The following is an 18,881-nucleotide window of genomic DNA, read 5'->3' as shown; positions in this document are numbered from 1 at the left end:
TTTTGTCTATTTGTTTTACAAATACTTTGCTGTTTCAATTAGATGATACAAAACTCAAAACGGGGTGAATGTCTTATTTTTTACACTAGAGGTTGCTATTTAGTGTCGTTAAGTCAATAGGTTAGATTATGATGGGATTTTTGTTTTGCAGGGAAGAATGATGAGTGTTATTCAAGTTGAAGAAAAGAAAGTAGAAGTGGGTAAAGTGCTTTGTGTTGGACGAAATTACGTTGAACACATTCATGAGCTTAATAATGCAATGCCTGAGCAAATGGTTGTATTTAATAAACCCGCAACTTCCGTATCAACAACTCTGCGTTCATTCCATCAAGAGCCCCTTCATTATGAGGCTGAAATCTGCTTTTTGATCAAGGATGGACGTTATTCAGCGGTTGGTTTGGGATTGGATCTGACCAAGCGTGGTTTGCAATCCTCGCTTAAAAATCAGGGGTTGCCGTGGGAGCGAGCTAAGGCATTTGATGGCTCTGCTGTGTTTAGTCGGTTTGTCTCTTTGGATAACATTGATATCAATGATCTTAACCTTGAGCTCTTAATCAACTGTGTTCGTGTACAAAAAGGTCACGTTAACCAAATGCTCTATCCGCCGCTAACTATCCTGGATGAATTAACCAGTTACACAACACTTCAAGATGGCGATGTAGTGATGACTGGTACACCAAAGGGCGTTGGTGAGGTACATGAAGGTGACATCTTCCTTGGTCGATTAAAGTGTGGCGATGTCACCTTGTTGGAGATTGAGTGGTTGGCGGATTAAAGCCAAATTCGTAGAACGAGAAATACCACCATACTGATAACCGTCGTTAAAAGAACATTTTTAGTAAAATACGCGATTAAAGCAGCCAGTACGGCAGCCAGTAAAAATGGGTTTTGCACATTGACGCTGAGCTCCCCATCGGGAATGAAAACGATCGGTGCCCAGATCGCAGTCAGTACTGCGGGGCTAGCGTAATTGAGTACTTTTTGAGTGCGCGTCCCTAATCGCAATGGTAGCTTGGGTTCTAAAAACAAGTAGCGGCTGGTGAAAACAAGTACCGTCATCAGCAAAATAGCCAACATGATCATTAGCGTTTCTCCTTTACTTGTTCCACAAAGTAACCAGTAAGCATGGCTAAAATGCTCGAAATCATCAAACTTCCCTCAATTTGATAATAGGTTAGGGCAACTGAGCTCACCAAAGCCACAATAACACTCGCGAGCACCGCTGCATTTTTAATGGTGGGTACTACTATCGCGATAAAAGTAGCGGCTACAGCAAATTCCAAACCCATTTCGTTCAGTTCAGGGATTAGACTTCCCGCAATAATGCCCGTCAATGTCGCGACATTCCAAAACAGGTAAAAACTCAGACCAGCCCCAAGTGCATACCAGCGATTAAATTGTTTATCGGAATGGTGGCCTACAATCGCAAACAGCTCGTCAGTAAGTAAGAAGCCGAGTGATAATCGCCATTTTAGAGGGAGCGGTGCAATTTTACTGCGCATCGATACACTGTAGAGGAAGTGTCGAGAGGTGATAAAAAACGTTGTCAGTAACATGGTCACTAGACCTGCTCCCGTTTTAATCATACCCATCGCGACGAGCTGTGCAGAACCTGCGAACAGAATGGCGGATAGTGCTTGTCCTTCCAAAGGGTGAAGCCCAGTATCAATTGCGAATGAGCCTGCGAGTAAGCCCCAAGGGAGCACTGCGATACTCAGAGGCATCATCGCAAGTGTACCTTGCCAAAATAGCGTGGCTTTTGATTCTTTTTGTAACGGCAAAGTGTGGTCCATAGTTTCTTCTTATTTATTCCTAAATCAGATTACCAAGATAGCTCGGTAGTCGCATAACGCCTTGTACAATATTGCTGCTTTAGCTGTGACGGACGTATTGGCCGGGAGTGACGCCCATGGCTTTTTTAAAGTGTCGATGCAGATGGCTTTGATCATGGAAGCCGCATTCTTGTGCCACGTCTGAAATTTTTTGTCCCATTTTTAGTAGCTTCTTCGCCATACGTAAACGTTGCTGAATTTGATAGGCATGAGGCGGAAAGCCAAATTGCTTTTGAAACTCTCTCAGCAGATGAAAAGGGCTTAATCCAGACAGTTTGGCGAGTTCTTCTAGTGAGACGTCCGTTTGTGGAAAGTCTTCCAAAAATTCTCTGACTAGCTGCACTTGTCGCTGAGCTCTGGTTGACTCTTTCAGTGGTGCCCGATGAGTGCTGTGTTTACTGGCTAGCTTGATCAACGTGCCGTAAACCAAAGTTTCTCTCAATAAACGGTTGTCTGATTGTTCTAGTGTTTCAAATACCAATCGTAACTGACTAGCCAGCTCAGGATCGTAAACCACAGGTTGAGGGAAATAGGGCAGAGCTACATTTGGTGAACCAAGCTCTTGTCCTAAAGTTTGAAACTGCTGAGGTACAGGGTACATTGCTTTGTATTCCCAACCGCCTTCCGAGGCTGAATGCCCGTTGTGTACTTCATCTGCATTAACAAGGATGATGCTGTCCTGTGGCGCGATATGATTCCCGCCCGTCCTAAAAAATTGTTGTGCCCCTTTTTCGATGACACCAATAGTGTAACCTTCGTGGCTATGGCGTGAAAAATTCTGCTTCTCATACTTTGCATCGAGAAGTTCTAAACCGCCGAGCTCTTGAGCTATCTTGAAGGTAGCGATTTCCTTATTCTTTTCTTTCATCTTTATCCGGTCTGCTCAAGAAAATCATTTTAGAAGTGTAACGGATCCATCGTGCTTATTTTTGTACAAAATTGCTATTCGATTTTGATAAACAGGCGAATTGATTGCTACTTTTCAACTGGGCAAACTATGATTTTTATTTTTTGACTTATCTTGGCTATTTTGGGCTGGATGATGTTATTTTGTTGGTATAACATTCGCCGCCTTGTTGTAGAAAAGCGGTTCCATCATGATTGATTTATCTGTACTTCCTGTTTATCTCACCGCAGTAGTGGCTTTGTTGCTGTTACCAGGGCCCGATATGTTGCTGATAGCGAGCTCTAGTATGAGTTACGGTAAGAAGGTCGGTCTTTTTGCTAGCTTAGGCAATGCGACGTCTGGTGTTATTCTTACTTTGCTTGCTGCGATGGGAGTATCTACCCTGATTGCCATGAGCCCAATAGCCCTTAAAGTCCTTCATCTACTAGGTGGCGCTTACTTGTTAAAAATGGGTTGGGACTGCTTACGAGCTGAGGCATCTTCGGCTCCAGAGCTTGATGGTCAAAACAAAATGGCATCAACTTATTATCAACGTGCTTTGATGAGTAATTTGCTCAACCCTAAAGCCTTGGTCTTTTTTGTAATGTTTTTGCCGCAGTTTGTCTCAAGCAATATCACGGCATCTTCCGGTGAGCAGATGCTAGCGCTAGGGTTATTGTTGAACGTTCTTGGCTTGTCATTCAATTTATTACTTGTTGGGTTAGCAGGCACATTGGGCAAAGGGCTGCTCGAGAACGAAAAATTCCGCACGTATCAACATAAACTAATGGGGTTAGTGTTTGTTATTCTGGCGTTGTGGATGCTGAGTAGTTTCGCCTTGTAAAGTTATCATATTCCATCAGAAAGCCAGCAATTGCTGGCTTTTTGTTTTAGGATATTGGTGTTTCCTAAGGAGAGGATATATGAAGCTTGAATTTTGTTTAAATCCAGATCAAACAGACCTTGATTTTGTTCGTGAAGGTATTCGATCTTATAACCGACTGCATTTACCTGAAGGGGAAGTGCATGCTGTAGGCTGTTTCGCAAAAGATGAGAATGGCAAGATCATGGGTGGCTTGACTGGCGAAATGTTTAAAAATACGGTGTTTGTTGAGTTTTTGTGGGTAGACGCTGAAAGTCGAACCTCTGGTCTCGGTAGCCAATTAATGTCGATGCTAGAACAAAAAGTAAAGCCTCATGGGGTTACCCATGTTTATTTGGATACCTACAGCTTTCAAGCTCTTGAGTTCTATCTCAAATTGGGTTTTGAGAAAGTGGGGCAGTACTCAGGCTATCCTGCAGAGGGCATCCACAAGTACTTTCTACAAAAGGAAATTGTAGGCTAGGGAAAGCACGGGTTAGCTTGACTTGTTCTAGTGAAAATCAAAAAAGAGGCGCGAATTTGCGCCTCTTGTTGTATCAAATATCTATGTTTCTCTTTGACTTACAAACTTTGCTGGTGCGCGTCGATAAGTTCGTTCATCTTCGCTTCTGCTGCTTGCTGTGCTTGTTCATAGCTCATATCCGCAGGGAAGAGGTTGATGACTTCGTAGTAACATTTTAGTTTTGGCTCAGTACCAGAAGGACGAACAATCACGCGTGATTGATCTTCTAGGTGATAAATCAATACGTCACTTGCTGGTAAGTCAATGGATTCTTCAGAGCCGTCGTCAAACATGCGAACCGATGTTTTAAGATCTTCGGTTACTGCAACTTTTTTACCAGCAATCTCTGTTGGTGGATTGGCTCGGAGTTTGTCGCCGATTGGTGGAGAGTTCGGGTCGAGAGCGATGCTGCGTTGTGCGTTGAAGTAGAAACCGTGCTCGCGGTACAGCTCTTCCAGTTTATCCCACAGTGTTTTGCCTTGCGCTTTAAGCTTGCCTGTTAGCTGTGAAAACGCGACGATTGCAGATAAACCATCTTTATCCCACACCTTGTTACCCACGGTATAACCGAGCGCTTCCTCATAAGCAAACAAGAATGGGTTGGTTTCTGTCTCTTGTTCCATGGCAACGTTAGTAAGCCATTTAAAGCCAGTTAATGTTTGATAGTATTGTGCGCCATGTGCCTTAGCGATGCTGCTCAGCATTCTTGAGGATACGATGGTGTTGCCAACCAAAGCGTTAGGTTGCTGTTCCAGCAAGTAATCGCCAAACAGTGAACCCACTTGGTCGCCGGTTAACATCTGATACTCGCCATCTGGGCGTTTAACTGCCACGGCAAAACGGTCTGCATCTGGATCGTTCGCGCAAGCGATATCGGCATCTACGGACTTACCTAATGCTATCACCATGTCCATTGCACCGGCTTCTTCAGGGTTTGGGAAGTTGACGGTTGGGAAGCTTCCATCAGGTTCGCGCTGTTCCTTAACACTTGCCACTTTTTGGAAGCCTGCGTCGGCAAGTAGCGTTTCCGCCATATTCGCGCCAACGCCATGCATCGCAGTGTAAGCGATAGAAATATCGGTGTTGTTGTCAGGAGTAAGCAGCGCGTTTTCATTCATTGTCTTACGGTAAGTTTGGTAGTAGTCGTCTTCCAACCAAACTAACAAACCGTGCTGTTTTGCATCATCGAGAGACATTAAAGGTAATGGCTTCGTTGTTGCGTCATCAATTTTCGCTGCGATTCCAGAGTCGTGTGGAGGAATAATCTGTGCGCCATTTTCCCAATATACTTTGAAGCCATTGTATTCTGGTGGATTGTGGCTGGCAGTAACAACAACAGCGGCCGCAGCATTCAATGTACGGACACCAAACGCAACAATTGGGGTTGCTGCAACGTCATACGTTAGGTAAACCTTGATACCAAGGGCCGTCAGTACGGATGCGGTATCATGCGCGAATTGTTTTGAATCGGGACGACCGTCGTAGCCAATAACGACACCACGACTCGCGGCATCTTTGACTTGCTCAAGCAAATAGTGCCCTAAACCAGTGGCGGTCTCTTGAATCACCAAGCGGTTCATTCGGTTTGGACCTGCGCCCACTTTGCCACGTAAGCCTGCAGTACCAAAGGCAAGGCGTGAGCCAAAGCGATCAGTAAGTTCTTGTTCATTGTTCGTATCGACGAGGTGTTGTAGCTCTTCACGAGTCTTAGGATCAGGGTCTCGTTCTAGCCATTGAGTAATTAGTGCTGTCATATCAGTCATTCCTTAGTAGGTGGAGCCTACTTTCTTGGACACTTCGTTTGGTAAGTATCTCAATGTTTTCTTTTAAATCAATGTAAATGGTTCTCAATTACATTTCAAAGAGGGCAATCGATAAACCGAATTAATTTTTCTTATCCGAACAAAATTTAATCATATTTAATTTCTTGAAGAACCTTGGAACTATAACTAGCCTTTTAACATAAATATAACAAACCGTGTCGAAATCGTAGTTTTTGTGATTTTTCGTAAAGTTGTTCGATATTTGCATCGGGACGCAAGGAAGCTCGCGTAGGCGCAGCGGCTGAGCAGAGGAGAGATCTTTTGAAAAGATTAACGACTACTCTAGCCTTATCACTGAATGTGATTTTAATCACATTTTCCTCTTTTGGTTGGTCAAAGGAAAATGACTACAACATGACAAAAGGGGTCACAGAGATAAGTGGGCAAGTGTATGAATTACATATGCTGATTTTCTATATCTGCTGTGTAATTGCTTTGATTGTTTTTGGTGTGATGTTCTATTCCATCTTCCGTCATCGCAAGTCAAAAGGAGCAGTTGCCGCACATTTCCATGAAAGTACAAAAGTGGAAATTATTTGGACGGTCATACCCATCATCATTCTTGTCGCTATGGCGATTCCCGCAACAAAAACTCTAGTAGCAATGGAAGATACAAGCCAATCGGATATCACGGTCAAGATCACAGGCTCGCAATGGAAATGGCATTACAGCTATTTTGGCGAAGATGTTGAGTTTTTTAGTTTGCTTGCCACCAGCCAAAAACAAATTGATGGAATCGAAGCTAAAGGCGCACATTACTTACTGGAAGTAGACAATCCTTTGGTGTTGCCTGTGAATCGCAAAGTGCGTTTTTTGATGACTTCTGATGATGTCATTCACTCTTGGTGGGTACCGGACTTTGCCGTCAAGAAAGACACCATTCCAGGTTTTATTAATGAAGCATGGACAAGAATTGATGAGCCAGGCGTATATCGCGGCCAATGTGCGGAGCTATGTGGTCGTGCACACGGATTTATGCCAGTGGTGGTGCATGCGATGGAAGAAGAAAAGTTCGATGAATGGCTAGCGAGTAAGAAGCAAGAACTCGCACTTCAAAAAGCGGCGGCACAAGAAGCGCTCTCTCAAGACTTATCTATGGACGAATTGATGTCGCAAGGCGAATCGATATACACGGCGCGTTGCGCTGTGTGTCATCAGGCAAATGGTGAGGGGATTCCGGGTGCATTTCCCGCGATTAAAGGCAGTCCTATTGCAACCGGAGATGTTACAGAGCACATAGATATTATTGTCAACGGTCGCCCTGGCACCGCAATGCAGGCTTTTTCTAATCAGTTAAGTGACAAAGAAATTGGCGCGGTTATCACATATCAACGAAATGCATGGGGCAACGATACTGGCGATACAGTGCAAGCATCCGATGTGAATGCCTTTAAGGCACAAGGCAGTGCTAAGGAGGAAATATGAGTAAGCCAATAGATAAGGCAGTGAAGTCTGCGCCAGCAGAAGCCAGTGCGAACAGTACGATTGCGATTGATGATGGTCACGAGCATCATGCACCCCAGGGCATCACTCGTTGGTTGTATTCTACAAGCCATAAAGACATAGGCACCCTCTACCTTTGGTTTAGCTTTGCGATGTTTCTAACAGGTGGTGCGATGGCTATGATCATTCGTGCCGAACTGTTCCAGCCAGGGCTACAGCTAGTCGATCCGCAGTTTTTTAATCAAATGACCACGGTACACGGTTTAGTAATGGTATTTGGTGCGGTGATGCCAGCATTTACGGGTCTTGCTAACTGGATGATCCCGATGATGATCGGCGCTCCAGATATGGCGCTGCCGCGTATGAACAACTTGAGCTTTTGGATCTTACCTTTTGCATTTCTTATTTTGTTGAGCTCGTTGTTTTTACCTGGTGGCGGTCCTGATTTTGGTTGGACGTTTTATGCTCCGCTGTCCACGACTTATGGCCCGGATAGCACTGCGCTGTTTGTATTCTCTGTTCATATCATGGGTATCAGCTCCATTATGGGCGCGATCAACGTTATCGTGACGATCGTAAATATGCGAGCTCCGGAAATGACTTGGTTCAAGTTACCAATGTTTGTTTGGACTTGGTTAATTACCGCTTTCTTGTTGATCGCGGTTATGCCGGTATTAGCGGGTGCGGTGACCATGGTTCTTACTGACAAATATTTCGGGACTAGCTTCTTTGACGCAGCTGGTGGTGGTGACCCGGTAATGTTCCAACACATCTTTTGGTTCTTTGGTCACCCAGAAGTGTACATCATGATTTTACCGTCGTTTGGAATCATCTCCGCCATTCTGCCTGCTTTCAGTGGTAAGAAGCTGTTTGGTTATCATTCGATGGTTTACGCGACGTGCAGCATTGCATTGTTATCTTTCCTTGTGTGGGCGCACCACATGTTTACCACGGGGATGCCAGTTTTTGCTGAGCTCTTCTTTATGTATTGCACTATGCTGATTGCGGTACCAACGGGAGTTAAAGTCTTTAACTGGGTTGCCACCATGTGGCGTGGAGCTCTGACATTTGAAACGCCAATGTTGTTTGCCATTGCCTTTATTGTGCTTTTTACTATTGGCGGCTTCTCGGGACTGATGTTGGCGATTGTGCCGGCGGATTTTCAATATCATGACACTTACTTCGTGGTTGCCCATTTCCATTATGTGTTGGTATCTGGTGCGGTATTCTCGATCATGGCAGCGGCATACTACTGGCTACCTAAGTGGACGGGCAATATGTACGACCACAAGCTGAGTTTATGGCATTTCTGGTGCTCAATTATTTCCGTCAATGTCCTGTTTTTCCCAATGCACTTCCTAGGCTTAGCGGGCATGCCAAGACGCATACCGGATTACGCCATTCAGTTTGCTGATGTTAATCAAATAGTATCAATTGGTGGGTTTGCATTCGGGTTGTCACAACTGATCTTCTTATGGTTGGTGATCAAGTGTATTCGTAGCGGGGAGAAGGCTTCTGCAAAACCGTGGGAACGTGCGGAAGGCTTAGAGTGGACAGTGCCAAGCCCTGCGCCGCATCATACGTTTACTACACCGCCTAAGATTGACTAGCAAAGAGTGGGGTGAGTGACATGAAACCGAATCCATCAAACAAGAAGCTCACAGTGAAGTTGCTTTTGGCGACCCTGTTAATGTTTGGCTTCGGCTATGCACTGGTCCCACTTTATGACGTGATGTGCGACGCACTGGGAATCAATGGAAAGACAAGTGAAGTGGCCGCCATTCAACCGACAGGTATGCAACCGGACATGAGCCGAACTATTCGCGTGGAGTTTATGGCGCATGTCAGCCCAGATATGCCTTGGGAGTTTAGACCCAAAGTGATTTCGATGGATGTTCACCCAGGTGAAGTCGTACAAACCGAATACCTTGCATTTAATGAAAGCGGGCAGAAGTTGGTGGGGCAAGCCGTTCCTTCTGTTTCTCCCGGGACTGGGGCTGCTTACTTCAATAAGATTGAGTGTTTTTGTTTTAACCAGCAGCCTCTGGATGGTAAACAGCAAGCTCAAATGCCGTTGATTTTTTATATCGAACCGGACTTGCCGGAGTCTATACACACGTTAACGCTGTCTTACACACTCTATAAACTTCCCCCTCCTACAGGCTCTTAGCCACTCAGGGAGAGAGAGACAGACCAAGGTTGGTCAGTAAGGAGAGAAATTATGAGTAACAAGCCAGGAACATATTATGTTCCCGCTCAAAGTAGCTGGCCGATCATCGGTGCATTTGCTCTGTTTTTGGTTGCTGTTGGCGCGGGCATGACCGTCCAGGGGACACAAAGTGACGGTGCAGTGGGAACCATTGGTGGCATTGTGCTAGCGGTGGGCTTCTTGTTCTTGCTTTACATGTTGGCTGGTTGGTTTAGTAATGTGATTACTGAATCACTGAGTGGAAAATACAGCTCGCAAATTACTCGTTCTTTTCGCCAAGGAATGAGCTGGTTTATCTTTTCTGAAGTGATGTTTTTTGGTGCCTTTTTTGGTGCCTTGTTTTACGCCAGAATGATTTCTGTGCCTTGGTTAGGTGGGGCAGATAATAACTTCATGACCAACGAAGTCCTGTGGCCAACCTTCGAAGCGATGTGGCCACTCACACTGACACCGGGGGGAGAAACAACACAAGCTATGCCGTGGCAGGGCATACCCCTTACCAATACTATCTTGCTGCTATTGTCGTCTATTACGCTACATATGGCGCATATAAGCCTTGAACAAGACAAAAGAACGGCACTGATTGTTTGGTTAGAGATAACCATCGTACTTGCTGGCTTTTTCCTATATTACCAAGCGGTTGAGTATGTTCATGCTTATCAAGACATAGGGCTCACGTTGCAGTCCGGTATTTACGGTAACACGTTCTTCATGTTGACGGGGTTCCACGGTTTACACGTTTGTCTTGGGACTATCTTCTTGATCGTGCTGCTGTTCAGAATCGCTAAAGATCACTTTTCGCCAAAGAACCATTTTGCCTTTCAAGCCGGCAGCTGGTATTGGCATTTCGTGGATGTGGTTTGGTTATGTCTGTTTGTGTTTGTTTACGTACTTTAGGCGCAGTGTGAACTCTTGGTTCGACTAATAAGGGCGAGGGTTTGGTGCTAGCCAACCCGAGCTGAGCGCAATAAGCAAAAGGACGACCACCAAAGCGGAGAACATGACTCGACGGCCTAAGTAATGACTCATGGGTTTGTCTCTTTTTTCAGGATTATCTGGGTCTTCACGAACCATTTCGATAAGCGCTTTTGCGAGGTTGAAGATAATGAAAAGCAGCAAAAGGACAAGCGTCAGTTTGAATAGAAATACGGTGGACATGGCACCTCCGGTTTCATCATTGTTGTTATCAAGACAATTATGGCTATCGAAACGGTTTTGGGTTGCAGTTGGTTTAACTGTGGTTGTGTTTTCTCTTTTGGTCAAACTGGGTTTTTGGCAGTTTGAGAGAGGGCAAGAAAAACAAGCATTGGAACAAGCCATTCTCGCGCGTGCGGATAGTGCGTACCAAGCACTAAGCGTCGTTCTTGAAGACAATGACTGGCGCGAGGAAAGTATCCTCGGGAAAAAAGTGGAAGTTAATGTTGTTCCTCAGGCGTTTCCCGTAATTTTGTTAGACAACCAAACGCATCAAGGCAGTGTGGGATATTTAGCATTTCAGATTGTATTGACGATCGATGAGCCTAGTGCCTATGCGTTATTGGAGCTTGGTTTTGTCGAGGGAAGAGCAGAACGCTCAATGTTACCAACGGTCACCAAACTCGATAATTCGACTTTCATCACAGGACGCCTGTACCGAAAATCTACTAATCCACTGAGTTCAGAGTTAATGCCGGAAGTTGGCGATGTTATTCGCGTGCAAAACCTAAACATCGCGCAATTGAATCAGCTACTGAATATTGAACTTATGCCCGCAGTCTTGCAGCCAGACAATTTAACTCGTTGGCCCTATGACTTTCCTTGGAATCCATTGCCACTCAATAGTGCCAAACATTTTGGCTATTCGATTCAATGGTTTTCGATGGCAGGTGTTTTCTTATTACTGACTTTAATTGTTTTTGTTCGTTGGCAAAAAAAGTTGCGTCACATGGAGGTGAAGCATGACATCTAAAGTAACCAAAGGACGACTAATGTTGATTGCGCTGGTTTGTACGTTCGCGCTTCCCGCTGTCATTGCAAAAGTCATTCTCACACAAGGGTGGTATCAAAGCGGAGTGACCAATAGAGGCGAGTTAGTCGAACCATACACGACGTTAGAGCAACTTGGTCAAGAGTCACCTCTCAAAGACCATGGTTGGCAACTCGCTTATGTATTGCCTAACGAATGCACTGAACAGTGTAAACAGCAGCTTTACCTGCTTCAGCAAAGCCATGTTGCTTTAGGTAAGTATCAAGAGCGAGTAGTGCCAGTCGTTTGGCAGACTGAGCATTCAGATCCCATAGAAGTATCGATGTTAGCGATGCAAATGAATGAATTGGTTACCGCAAAAGTGAAACCTGGGCAAATGTTGATCGTTGATCCTCTTGGGCAACTGGTGATGTCTTACTCGCCGAAACCAAATGAGGACTTAGTCCTATTGAATAAAGGTATGTTGGCGGACTTACGCAAGCTCTTAAAACTGTCACGAGTCGGTTAGAGGAAGTGCATATGAAATTAATTCAGTTGGTTAGATTCAGTTTGCTGCTAACTCTCGTGGTGATCATGTTAGGGGCATATACTCGCCTTTCAGATGCAGGGTTAGGTTGCCCGGATTGGCCTGGTTGTTATGGGCACTTTTCTGTGCCGCATCAAGAAGAAGACGTCATACGTGCTAACCTGAACTTCCCCGAGCGGGCAGTAGAGCATGAGAAAGCATGGCTTGAGATGATTCATCGCTATTTTGCGGGAACGTTAGGTTTAGTCATTTTTGCGATGGCAGCGATATCAGTAAGGTCTGAGCGTGTAAATTCAACCATTCCGATGTTGCTAAGCGTATTGGTGATTGGGCAGGCACTTTTGGGAATGTGGACAGTTACTCTTAAATTAATGCCCGTCATCGTGATGCTTCACTTGCTCGGTGGTTTTGTTTTATTGGCGTTACAGGCGATTTTTTACTGCCAATTAAAAGCGCAAAACAATCTCTATTTCTCTCCATCTTCTAGCTCTCTGAGAGGCTTTTCATTGTTGGTTTTCCTGGTTGTTTTGGTGCAAGTGCTCCTTGGAGGATGGACTTCGTCAAATTATGCTGCGCTGATGTGTACCACACTGCCGATTTGTGAGGGAGACTGGATGAGCCATCTCTCATGGAAAGAAGCGTTTTCTTTCTGGCAAACTGGATTCGAGAATTATGAATTTGGTGTTTTGGAGTATCCGGCAAGAATGACTATACACGTCACTCATCGTATAGGCGCTATTGTTACCGCCACCGTGGTATTGGCTTATAGTATTGGGCTTATGAGGCAAGATTCTCATCATTCACAGAGAATCGGAGGGTGGTTGTTATTCACTCTGGTGTGCCAAATTATGCTGGGTGTAAGCAACGTAGTATTTCAACTTCCTATCTATGTCGCAGTGGCGCACAACCTTGGTGCCGCTGTTATGTTGAGTCTCGTTTGTGTTAGCCAGTTTTACTTGTGGCAGGGTAAAACGGCTTGGAATTACACCGCGAAAGGAGTTCGCTATGAGTAAAGAAATCGCGCTGTCGTTAAATGGGCGAAAGCGACTAAGTTCCGTTTATTTGAAGTTAACGAAACCTAAAGTGGTGGCGTTAATGTTGGTGACGGCAGTAGTAGGGATGAGCTTAGCCCCGGTTGATGATTTCCCCTGGTTGCAGGCGGTAGTTGGCCTAACGGGGATTGGTCTGATGGCAGGGTCTGCGGCAGCGTTTAATCATCTAATTGACCGCCGAATTGATGCGAGAATGGCACGCACACACAAACGACCATTGCCATCGGGTGAGACTAAGCCATCATCGGTGATAGCCTTCGCTACAGTTTTAGGTGTCTTAGGGTTTGTACTTCTCTATGCGATAGTCAACCCGCTGACGGCATGGTTGACTTTGATGAGTTTGCTCGGCTATGCGATGGTATACACAATGTACCTCAAACGTGCTACGCCCCAAAATATCGTCATTGCAGGGATTGCCGGTGCGATGCCGCCTCTTCTCGGTTGGACTGCTGTAACAGGGCAATTACATGCGAATGCTTGGCTGCTCGTGATGATCATTTTTATCTGGACGCCACCACATTTTTGGGCTCTGGCTATTCATCGTGTCGAGGATTACCGCAAGGTAGATATTCCCATGCTGCCAGTGACACACGGCATTGAGTACACCAAAACTTCTATTCTGTTGTATACGGTGCTATTGACTTTGGTTTGTGTCCTACCGGTTTTGGTTGGTATGGTCGGCGTGGTGTATCTTTTTGCCTCGCTACTCCTCAATGCTGGCTTTATGTACCATGCATGGAAGCTAAAATATGCACCAGAGCCAAATACCGCGATGGAGACGTTTAAATTCTCTATCTATCATCTTTTGGCGTTGTTCATTGCATTGCTTTCGGATCACTATATTGGTTTTTAACCTTTCTTAAAACAGAAAACGCCGCGTGGTTCGCGGCGTTTTTGGTTTTGATACTTTGGCTTTAAGACAAAGCTTTCTAGATTTATTGAATTTCTAGCAGTTCAACATCAAAGATCAAAACACTTGCTGGTGGAATTGGGCCAGAGCCACTCTTACCATAGCCAAGCGTGCTTGGTACGAAAAGGCGGATTTTCTCACCTTCTACCATGTATTGTAGACCTTCTTGCCAGCCTTTAATGACTTGGTTAAGACCAAATGAAATCGGCTCACCACGATTAACAGAGCTATCGAATACCGTGCCATCAATCAAGGTGCCGTGGTAGTGTACTTTTACTTTACTTGTTGCCGTTGGGTGAACCTCACCTTCGCCTTTTTCAAGAACCATGTATTGAAGGCCACTTTCTGTTGTGATGACGCCTTCTTTTTTCGCATTTTCTAGTAAGAATGCTTGGCCTTTGGCAAAGTTTTCATCTGCTACTTTATGGTTTGTCCAAGTACGGTAAATGAAAAAGCCCGCCAAAATAAAAATAATAAGAGGAAACAAAAATTTAGACACGTAATCTCCTTGTCTATTTAGGTTGTTTTAGCAAAAAGTTGATGGTTTCTGCCATGGCTTCAACGCTGTCATGACCACCAGTAATTACTTGATATTTTCCGTTTACGATAAAGGCTGGAACGGAGTTAATTTGGCCTCGCGTGGTGATCGCTTCTGCCTTAGTGATGTACTCAAACAGCGCTTTTTGCTGTGCTTCATCTAAATGGTAAGGGCTGATAAGGTTGCGAGACTCAAAGGCTTTCTCAACAGCGATTTGGCGTTCCTCAGCCGTTGCATCGGCACCCATTTGCACAGCAGTAAAAAGATCTGCCATAAACGCTTTATCTGGTGTTGATTCAAGCTGCATTACGGCAGTATAAAAGATGATGGCGCTCACTTGTGCACTTTCATTGAACGTTACATGCATTTTTTCAACGCTTTGATCGGTCAATGATTCAATTTGAGGGACAAACTCTTCCATTGAGCGGCAGTGGCCACAAGTTAAAGAGAATGCTTCAGTCAGGGGAGCTAAATCATATTCTTCAAGGGATACTGGCAAAACTTCGTATTGTTTGCCTTGCTGAGGCTGACTCTTGCCGCTATCGCATGCCGACAAAGCCATTACGGCAACAACAACAGCAAAGCCTTTCGATATGGTTTTTAACATAGTAGTGCTCTAAATGAGAAATTTGCGTTAGTTTATCGGTTAACGATAGTGACTAAAACCATTAAATAACAATAAAGTGAGACCATTGGTAACAGACTTTGCCTGACGTATGGGCTGTAAGGGTAGGGTATTTTAGTGTTGCTTTTTATTTGAGAGATGATTTTGCATTGACTCCAGTGGCATGAACGCTGCATAGACAAACCAATCGGTGGACAAAAGCGCTAAAGATTCGGCGTGTTTTGTCGACACAATGAACAAGAGTTTTTCTACGTTGGTAATGGTATGAAGCATTGGTTTTTAATTGTTTGTGGCATTCTGGCCGGGTGCAGTAGCCTCGATCAAGATATGGTCCCAGGTGGGAACATTTTAGATACAGCTCCTAAATCAAACACTGAGCTGAGACACCCAGAATGGGGATACCCGAGCGCATCCAATGTGGCTTCTTCCCCTCGTTCATATCAAACGGCGAGGGCGTCAGTAAAAAAGTCGCAAAACGTGACCTCTCTGGAAATGTTCCTGAGCAGGCATAACATTCCTCACGAGACGCTCAGTGGTGGTCACCTGATGATACGTTTGAAAGAGCATGTGCATTTTCAAACGGGCTCTGCACGGTTATCTGCTCAATCTCAAGATTGGATTCGAAACATTGGTCACTATCTGGCTGGAAGAACTGATGTTGATGTCGTGATTGATGGTCATGCGGATAGTACGGGAGCTGAAAGTTTCAACGACACGCTATCTGAAAAGCGAGCTCGTGAAGTAGAAAAACAACTATTGGCGACGAGTATTCCACGTCAACGAGTGTTTTCTAGAGGCTTCGGAGAGTATGTACCGAAGTGCAGCAATGCGACAGCAAGTGGTAAAGCTTGCAATCGGCGCGTAGAGCTAACATTGATCGTGGATGAATAACGCAGACGTTGGGCGGTAATCTTCGTTGTGTTGTTCTCGCATACCCGTTATTTGCTTAGTGGAGTTTAAGTTCGGAGTTGAGTAAGAAGACTGAATAAGGAAAGCTCGCACGGCAACATTTAGCTAGAAAAAATAGAAAAGAGGCACCGTTAGGTGCCTCTTTTACATCCGCCAATGTTCATAGGGGGAACTTAGGCAAATTCTTTTTCAACGTAAGCGACGATGTCAGATGACTCGTATAACCACTGTGTCTCGCCATCTTTTTCGATACGAAGACAAGGGACTTTAACTCGCCCACCACCTTGCTCTAGTTCAGCTCGATGAGTCGGGTTATTTTTTGCATCACGTAGCTCAATGTTCACCGATTGACGCTTCATTGCACGGCGGACCTTTACGCAAAAAGGGCAGGCTTCAAATTGGTAAAGTGCGTATTGTTTCGCTTTTTCATCAATACGTTGCTGTTCTTCTGCGGTGCGCTTAATACCACGAGGTGAGAACACCACGTTCAGCAATAAGATAACCTTGCCTAAAATCCAACGGATAAACTTCATAATGATCCCTTGATGTTCATTGGGTAATTGTCCTTTAAGAATGCAATCATGATGCTTGTTGCACTGAGCGTGAAGTCTATCAGTTGTTTGAAATGGATAAAACCATGTATTTTATATGGAAAATAGACGTTTAAACCAACCCCAAAAGCCACTTGCTGAAGCCGGACGGGCCTCTTTACCTTGATAAAAACTTTGCATGAGTTCGGTTCTGAATGCATCAACGTCCATGCGTTTCATGACAAGCTCGTGCTGCAATGTATTTTGAGTCTGCTCGGCATGATCGTGCGCCAAGCTGAAATCCATATTTAAATAGCCTTGCGTGTATAACCAAAGGTGGGTGACTAAGATTAGGTCTTCAGCAGATTGGTTAGTAAACTTATCCGCGTGCTCATTACCCAAGGAGTCAGTCAGAACTTGCTGCATACGCTGGGTAGAGTGAGCATGTTGCTCGTAGTTAGCACTTGCTTCAATATGTGATTTGGTCAAAAGGCCAAGCAGGTGAAGAGTAGGTGCTGTTGTGGGTTTGTTCTCACAAACTTTTGTAAATAGTTGTGACTGTTCTTTTAACCAACGTCGCTTTGCTGCTTTATGTTCTTTAACAAAGGGGATTTCTTCAAATCCCATCTCTTGACTCAGTTCACTAAGAGACGTCATGGTTTTTTAGTTCCTTCACCGTTACTTCGATATGTTGATCATTGATATCAACAAAAATTGAGCTGCCAGTAATCATAACAGAAAGGCTAGTACCTCGGTCAAGGTGCTGACAAATCAAGTCGATAGCGTCATAGTCAAAGCTCTCTACGTTGACGGGAAGCATTGAGAACTTTCCTGACATTTTGTCCCACCAGACAGCCGCTTTGGTGTTATAAGTGTAAACTTTTACATGCTTTGCGAGGCGAGAAGCTTTCTTAATTCTGTCTGGTTCTGGTTCGCCAATTTCAATCCAGTGAGTAATGCTTTGATCATCGCCAACATGCCATAAATCAGGCTCTTCAATCGTAGAGAGTCCTTTTGTAAACTCCAGATTGCTTTGAGCATTTAAACAGTAAGCTAGAATGCGAGCCAACATTCGTTGCGGCTTTTCAGAAGGATGAAGGGCGATAGTTAGATTTTTAGAATCGTAATAGTCATTATTCATATCGGAAATGGCGATACGAAATTTGTAAATGGTTGGTTTAAGAGCCATAGATTTATATCGTTTTGTTGGCAAAATAAGTTTTAGGCAAAAAAATAGCCAGCTTTAAAAGCTGGCTATCGTATCAAATTCTTTAAGAATTAAAGTACTTTGATTTGCTCTGCTTGAGGGCCTTTTTGACCTTGAGAGATAACAAATTCTACTTTCTGGCCTTCAACTAGAGTACGGAAGCCGTCACCAGTGATTGCAGAGAAGTGAGCAAATACGTCAGGACCGTTTTCTTGTTGAATGAAACCGAAGCCTTTAGTTTCGTTGAACCACTTAACTGTGCCAGTAGCTGTGTTAGACATGTCTATTTCCTAAATATCTAAATAATGTAATCTTTCGCCTCAACGGCGCTTATAGCGTGGAAAAATAAATTGCTATTGCGTACCACAGGACGACGGGTTACAAGTAATCCAACGAAATGTGAAAACAAAGAACTTTCTTTCTAGCCGTGTTTGAGTCTAGGTTAATTCCACGAAGAGTCAACATATATTAGTGCTTTATGGACAAATATTTGTATTTAGTCACTATTTAACCAGCATGTTTTTGATTAAATTTCAAATAAATGACGGTGATGTGAAGTTTTTTAGCATAAAATTCAACTAAATCTATAAATTTGACTTATTTATATAATTATTGTCCAATCTGGTTCGACCATTAAGGAGGATTTATGGCAAAGCGTAAAATCAGTCCTCAACCGAGTGGCTCACAACATGAGACCGACTTCGGCAGAGGTGAAATCAAAGACAACGCGTTAAAAGCGGTTGTTACCAGTCAGCTGTTCCAAACACGAGTCGTTAAAGCGAAAAAAGGTAAAGGTAGCTTCAGCCGTAAAATGAAGCATAGAGGCAAAGAGCCCTATTCAAAGTTCTCCCCAAGGTGGATTTTGAATAGGGCTTTTTTATTGGTACTAGGTGTTTGCAAAACTGATGATATTCAATTTTTTAGTACCAGATAAGTTTTCCTAATTTATCATGTACTGCTTCAACTGCTTCAACTGCTTCAACTGCTTCAACTGCTTCAACTGCTTCAACTGCTTCAACTGCTTCAACTGCTTCAACTGC

24 protein-coding genes are annotated in these 18,881 nt (G+C 44.2%); 13 read left to right on the top strand and 11 right to left on the bottom strand.

Annotation, left to right across the window (positions count from 1 at the left end):
- Positions 1-160 precede the first annotated feature (160 nt).
- Positions 161-775, top strand: coding sequence for a fumarylacetoacetate hydrolase family protein (locus tag R7E29_RS19655; protein WP_017635857.1), 615 nt, complete (start codon positions 161-163; stop codon positions 773-775).
- Here R7E29_RS19655 and R7E29_RS19650 read toward each other — a convergent pair.
- The 3 genes from R7E29_RS19650 to R7E29_RS19640 form a co-directional block, all read right to left on the bottom strand.
- Positions 772-1,083: an AzlD domain-containing protein gene (locus R7E29_RS19650; RefSeq protein ID WP_005385193.1), complete on the bottom strand. Its 312-nt coding sequence runs from the start codon at positions 1,081-1,083 to the stop codon at positions 772-774. The genes R7E29_RS19655 and R7E29_RS19650 overlap by 4 nt on opposite strands.
- A complete protein-coding gene (locus R7E29_RS19645) occupies positions 1,083-1,793 on the bottom strand; it encodes an AzlC family ABC transporter permease (RefSeq protein WP_005375526.1) in 711 nt (236 codons plus the stop codon). The genes R7E29_RS19650 and R7E29_RS19645 overlap by 1 nt, the downstream gene beginning before the upstream one ends.
- Before the next feature lie 79 nt (positions 1,794-1,872).
- Positions 1,873-2,700, bottom strand: coding sequence for an AraC family transcriptional regulator (locus R7E29_RS19640; RefSeq protein ID WP_017821604.1), 828 nt, complete (start codon positions 2,698-2,700; stop codon positions 1,873-1,875).
- 229 nt (positions 2,701-2,929) lie between these two features.
- On the opposite strand from R7E29_RS19640, the gene R7E29_RS19635 reads away from it, so the two are divergent.
- On the top strand, positions 2,930-3,562 hold the full coding sequence (locus R7E29_RS19635; protein ID WP_005375522.1) for a LysE family translocator: 633 nt from the start codon (positions 2,930-2,932) through the stop codon (positions 3,560-3,562).
- A 79-nt stretch (positions 3,563-3,641) separates the two neighbouring features.
- The gene (locus tag R7E29_RS19630; protein ID WP_005375519.1) at positions 3,642-4,064 is read left to right on the top strand and encodes a GNAT family N-acetyltransferase; all 423 of its coding nucleotides are present in this window, start codon (positions 3,642-3,644) and stop codon (positions 4,062-4,064) included.
- 98 nt (positions 4,065-4,162) lie between these two features.
- Here R7E29_RS19630 and R7E29_RS19625 read toward each other — a convergent pair whose 3' ends face one another.
- Positions 4,163-5,857, bottom strand: a complete 1,695-nt coding sequence (locus R7E29_RS19625) for a phospho-sugar mutase (protein WP_054577110.1) — start codon at positions 5,855-5,857, stop codon at positions 4,163-4,165.
- Between the two features lie 330 nt (positions 5,858-6,187).
- Between R7E29_RS19625 and coxB the strand changes: the two genes are divergently transcribed.
- From coxB to R7E29_RS19605, 4 genes are read left to right on the top strand one after another with little or no spacing between them, the layout of a single operon-like run.
- Entirely contained in the window at positions 6,188-7,351 is a 1,164-nt protein-coding gene (gene coxB / locus R7E29_RS19620) for a cytochrome c oxidase subunit II (RefSeq protein WP_017821602.1), read from the top strand.
- Positions 7,348-8,979 (top strand): cytochrome c oxidase subunit I, encoded by a 1,632-nt coding sequence (gene ctaD / locus R7E29_RS19615; protein ID WP_054577111.1) that lies wholly within the window; start codon positions 7,348-7,350, stop codon positions 8,977-8,979. The genes coxB and ctaD overlap by 4 nt, the downstream gene beginning before the upstream one ends.
- Before the next feature lie 20 nt (positions 8,980-8,999).
- A complete protein-coding gene (locus R7E29_RS19610) occupies positions 9,000-9,539 on the top strand; it encodes a cytochrome c oxidase assembly protein (protein WP_017821600.1) in 540 nt (179 codons plus the stop codon).
- A gap of 51 nt (positions 9,540-9,590) precedes the next feature.
- Positions 9,591-10,475: a cytochrome c oxidase subunit 3 gene (locus tag R7E29_RS19605; protein ID WP_005385214.1), complete on the top strand. Its 885-nt coding sequence runs from the start codon at positions 9,591-9,593 to the stop codon at positions 10,473-10,475.
- Positions 10,476-10,499: 24 nt separating this feature from the next.
- Here the strand turns inward: R7E29_RS19605 and R7E29_RS19600 are convergent, their stop codons facing one another.
- Positions 10,500-10,736: a DUF2909 domain-containing protein gene (locus R7E29_RS19600; protein WP_005375504.1), complete on the bottom strand. Its 237-nt coding sequence runs from the start codon at positions 10,734-10,736 to the stop codon at positions 10,500-10,502.
- Between R7E29_RS19600 and R7E29_RS19595 the strand changes: the two genes are divergently transcribed.
- Genes R7E29_RS19595 through cyoE form a run of 4 tightly spaced genes read left to right on the top strand, consistent with a single transcriptional unit; the run spans position 10,735 to position 13,975 of the window.
- A complete protein-coding gene (locus R7E29_RS19595) occupies positions 10,735-11,526 on the top strand; it encodes an SURF1 family protein (RefSeq protein WP_031780952.1) in 792 nt (263 codons plus the stop codon). The two genes, R7E29_RS19600 and R7E29_RS19595, sit on opposite strands and share 2 nt — an antisense overlap.
- The gene (locus R7E29_RS19590) at positions 11,516-12,052 is read left to right on the top strand and encodes a hypothetical protein (protein WP_031780953.1); all 537 of its coding nucleotides are present in this window, start codon (positions 11,516-11,518) and stop codon (positions 12,050-12,052) included. Before R7E29_RS19595 ends, R7E29_RS19590 begins: the two co-directional genes overlap by 11 nt.
- Before the next feature lie 11 nt (positions 12,053-12,063).
- On the top strand, positions 12,064-13,083 hold the full coding sequence (locus R7E29_RS19585) for a COX15/CtaA family protein (protein ID WP_017635865.1): 1,020 nt from the start codon (positions 12,064-12,066) through the stop codon (positions 13,081-13,083).
- Positions 13,076-13,975, top strand: coding sequence for a heme o synthase (gene cyoE, locus R7E29_RS19580; protein WP_042521489.1), 900 nt, complete (start codon positions 13,076-13,078; stop codon positions 13,973-13,975). The genes R7E29_RS19585 and cyoE overlap by 8 nt, the downstream gene beginning before the upstream one ends.
- 82 nt (positions 13,976-14,057) lie before the next feature.
- Here cyoE and R7E29_RS19575 read toward each other — a convergent pair whose 3' ends face one another.
- Positions 14,058-14,531: an FKBP-type peptidyl-prolyl cis-trans isomerase gene (locus R7E29_RS19575; RefSeq protein ID WP_005375638.1), complete on the bottom strand. Its 474-nt coding sequence runs from the start codon at positions 14,529-14,531 to the stop codon at positions 14,058-14,060.
- A 13-nt stretch (positions 14,532-14,544) separates the two neighbouring features.
- On the bottom strand, positions 14,545-15,177 hold the full coding sequence (locus R7E29_RS19570) for a thiol:disulfide interchange protein DsbA/DsbL (RefSeq protein WP_042521488.1): 633 nt from the start codon (positions 15,175-15,177) through the stop codon (positions 14,545-14,547).
- A 282-nt stretch (positions 15,178-15,459) separates the two neighbouring features.
- Here R7E29_RS19570 and R7E29_RS19565 point away from each other — a divergent pair, with 282 nt between their 5' ends.
- Positions 15,460-16,086, top strand: coding sequence for an OmpA family protein (locus R7E29_RS19565; RefSeq protein ID WP_031780954.1), 627 nt, complete (start codon positions 15,460-15,462; stop codon positions 16,084-16,086).
- 191 nt (positions 16,087-16,277) lie between these two features.
- Here the strand turns inward: R7E29_RS19565 and R7E29_RS19560 are convergent, their stop codons facing one another.
- The 4 genes from R7E29_RS19560 to R7E29_RS19545 all read right to left on the bottom strand — a co-directional run bounded on the left by R7E29_RS19560 (position 16,278) and on the right by R7E29_RS19545 (position 18,122).
- Complete coding sequence (locus tag R7E29_RS19560; RefSeq protein ID WP_042521486.1) at positions 16,278-16,637, bottom strand: glutaredoxin family protein; 360 nt, start codon at positions 16,635-16,637, stop codon at positions 16,278-16,280.
- 111 nt (positions 16,638-16,748) lie between these two features.
- A complete protein-coding gene (locus R7E29_RS19555; protein WP_042521484.1) occupies positions 16,749-17,291 on the bottom strand; it encodes a hypothetical protein in 543 nt (180 codons plus the stop codon).
- Positions 17,278-17,823 carry a YaeQ family protein gene (locus R7E29_RS19550; protein WP_005375627.1) on the bottom strand — a complete coding sequence of 182 codons (546 nt, stop codon included), beginning with the start codon at positions 17,821-17,823 and terminating at the stop codon, positions 17,278-17,280. The genes R7E29_RS19555 and R7E29_RS19550 overlap by 14 nt, the downstream gene beginning before the upstream one ends.
- 89 nt (positions 17,824-17,912) lie before the next feature.
- The gene (locus R7E29_RS19545; protein WP_005375625.1) at positions 17,913-18,122 is read right to left on the bottom strand and encodes a cold-shock protein; all 210 of its coding nucleotides are present in this window, start codon (positions 18,120-18,122) and stop codon (positions 17,913-17,915) included.
- Between the two features lie 365 nt (positions 18,123-18,487).
- Between R7E29_RS19545 and R7E29_RS19540 the strand changes: the two genes are divergently transcribed.
- The gene (locus R7E29_RS19540; protein ID WP_017821594.1) at positions 18,488-18,775 is read left to right on the top strand and encodes an alternative ribosome-rescue factor A; all 288 of its coding nucleotides are present in this window, start codon (positions 18,488-18,490) and stop codon (positions 18,773-18,775) included.
- Positions 18,776-18,881 lie beyond the last annotated feature (106 nt).

Origin of the sequence: Vibrio sp. Vb1729, assembly GCF_033338655.1 — a bacterium.
Classification (GTDB): domain Bacteria; phylum Pseudomonadota; class Gammaproteobacteria; order Enterobacterales; family Vibrionaceae; genus Vibrio; species Vibrio alginolyticus.
The sequence above is the reverse complement of the archived record's forward strand: the minus strand, read 5'-3'. Positions and strand labels throughout refer to the sequence as shown.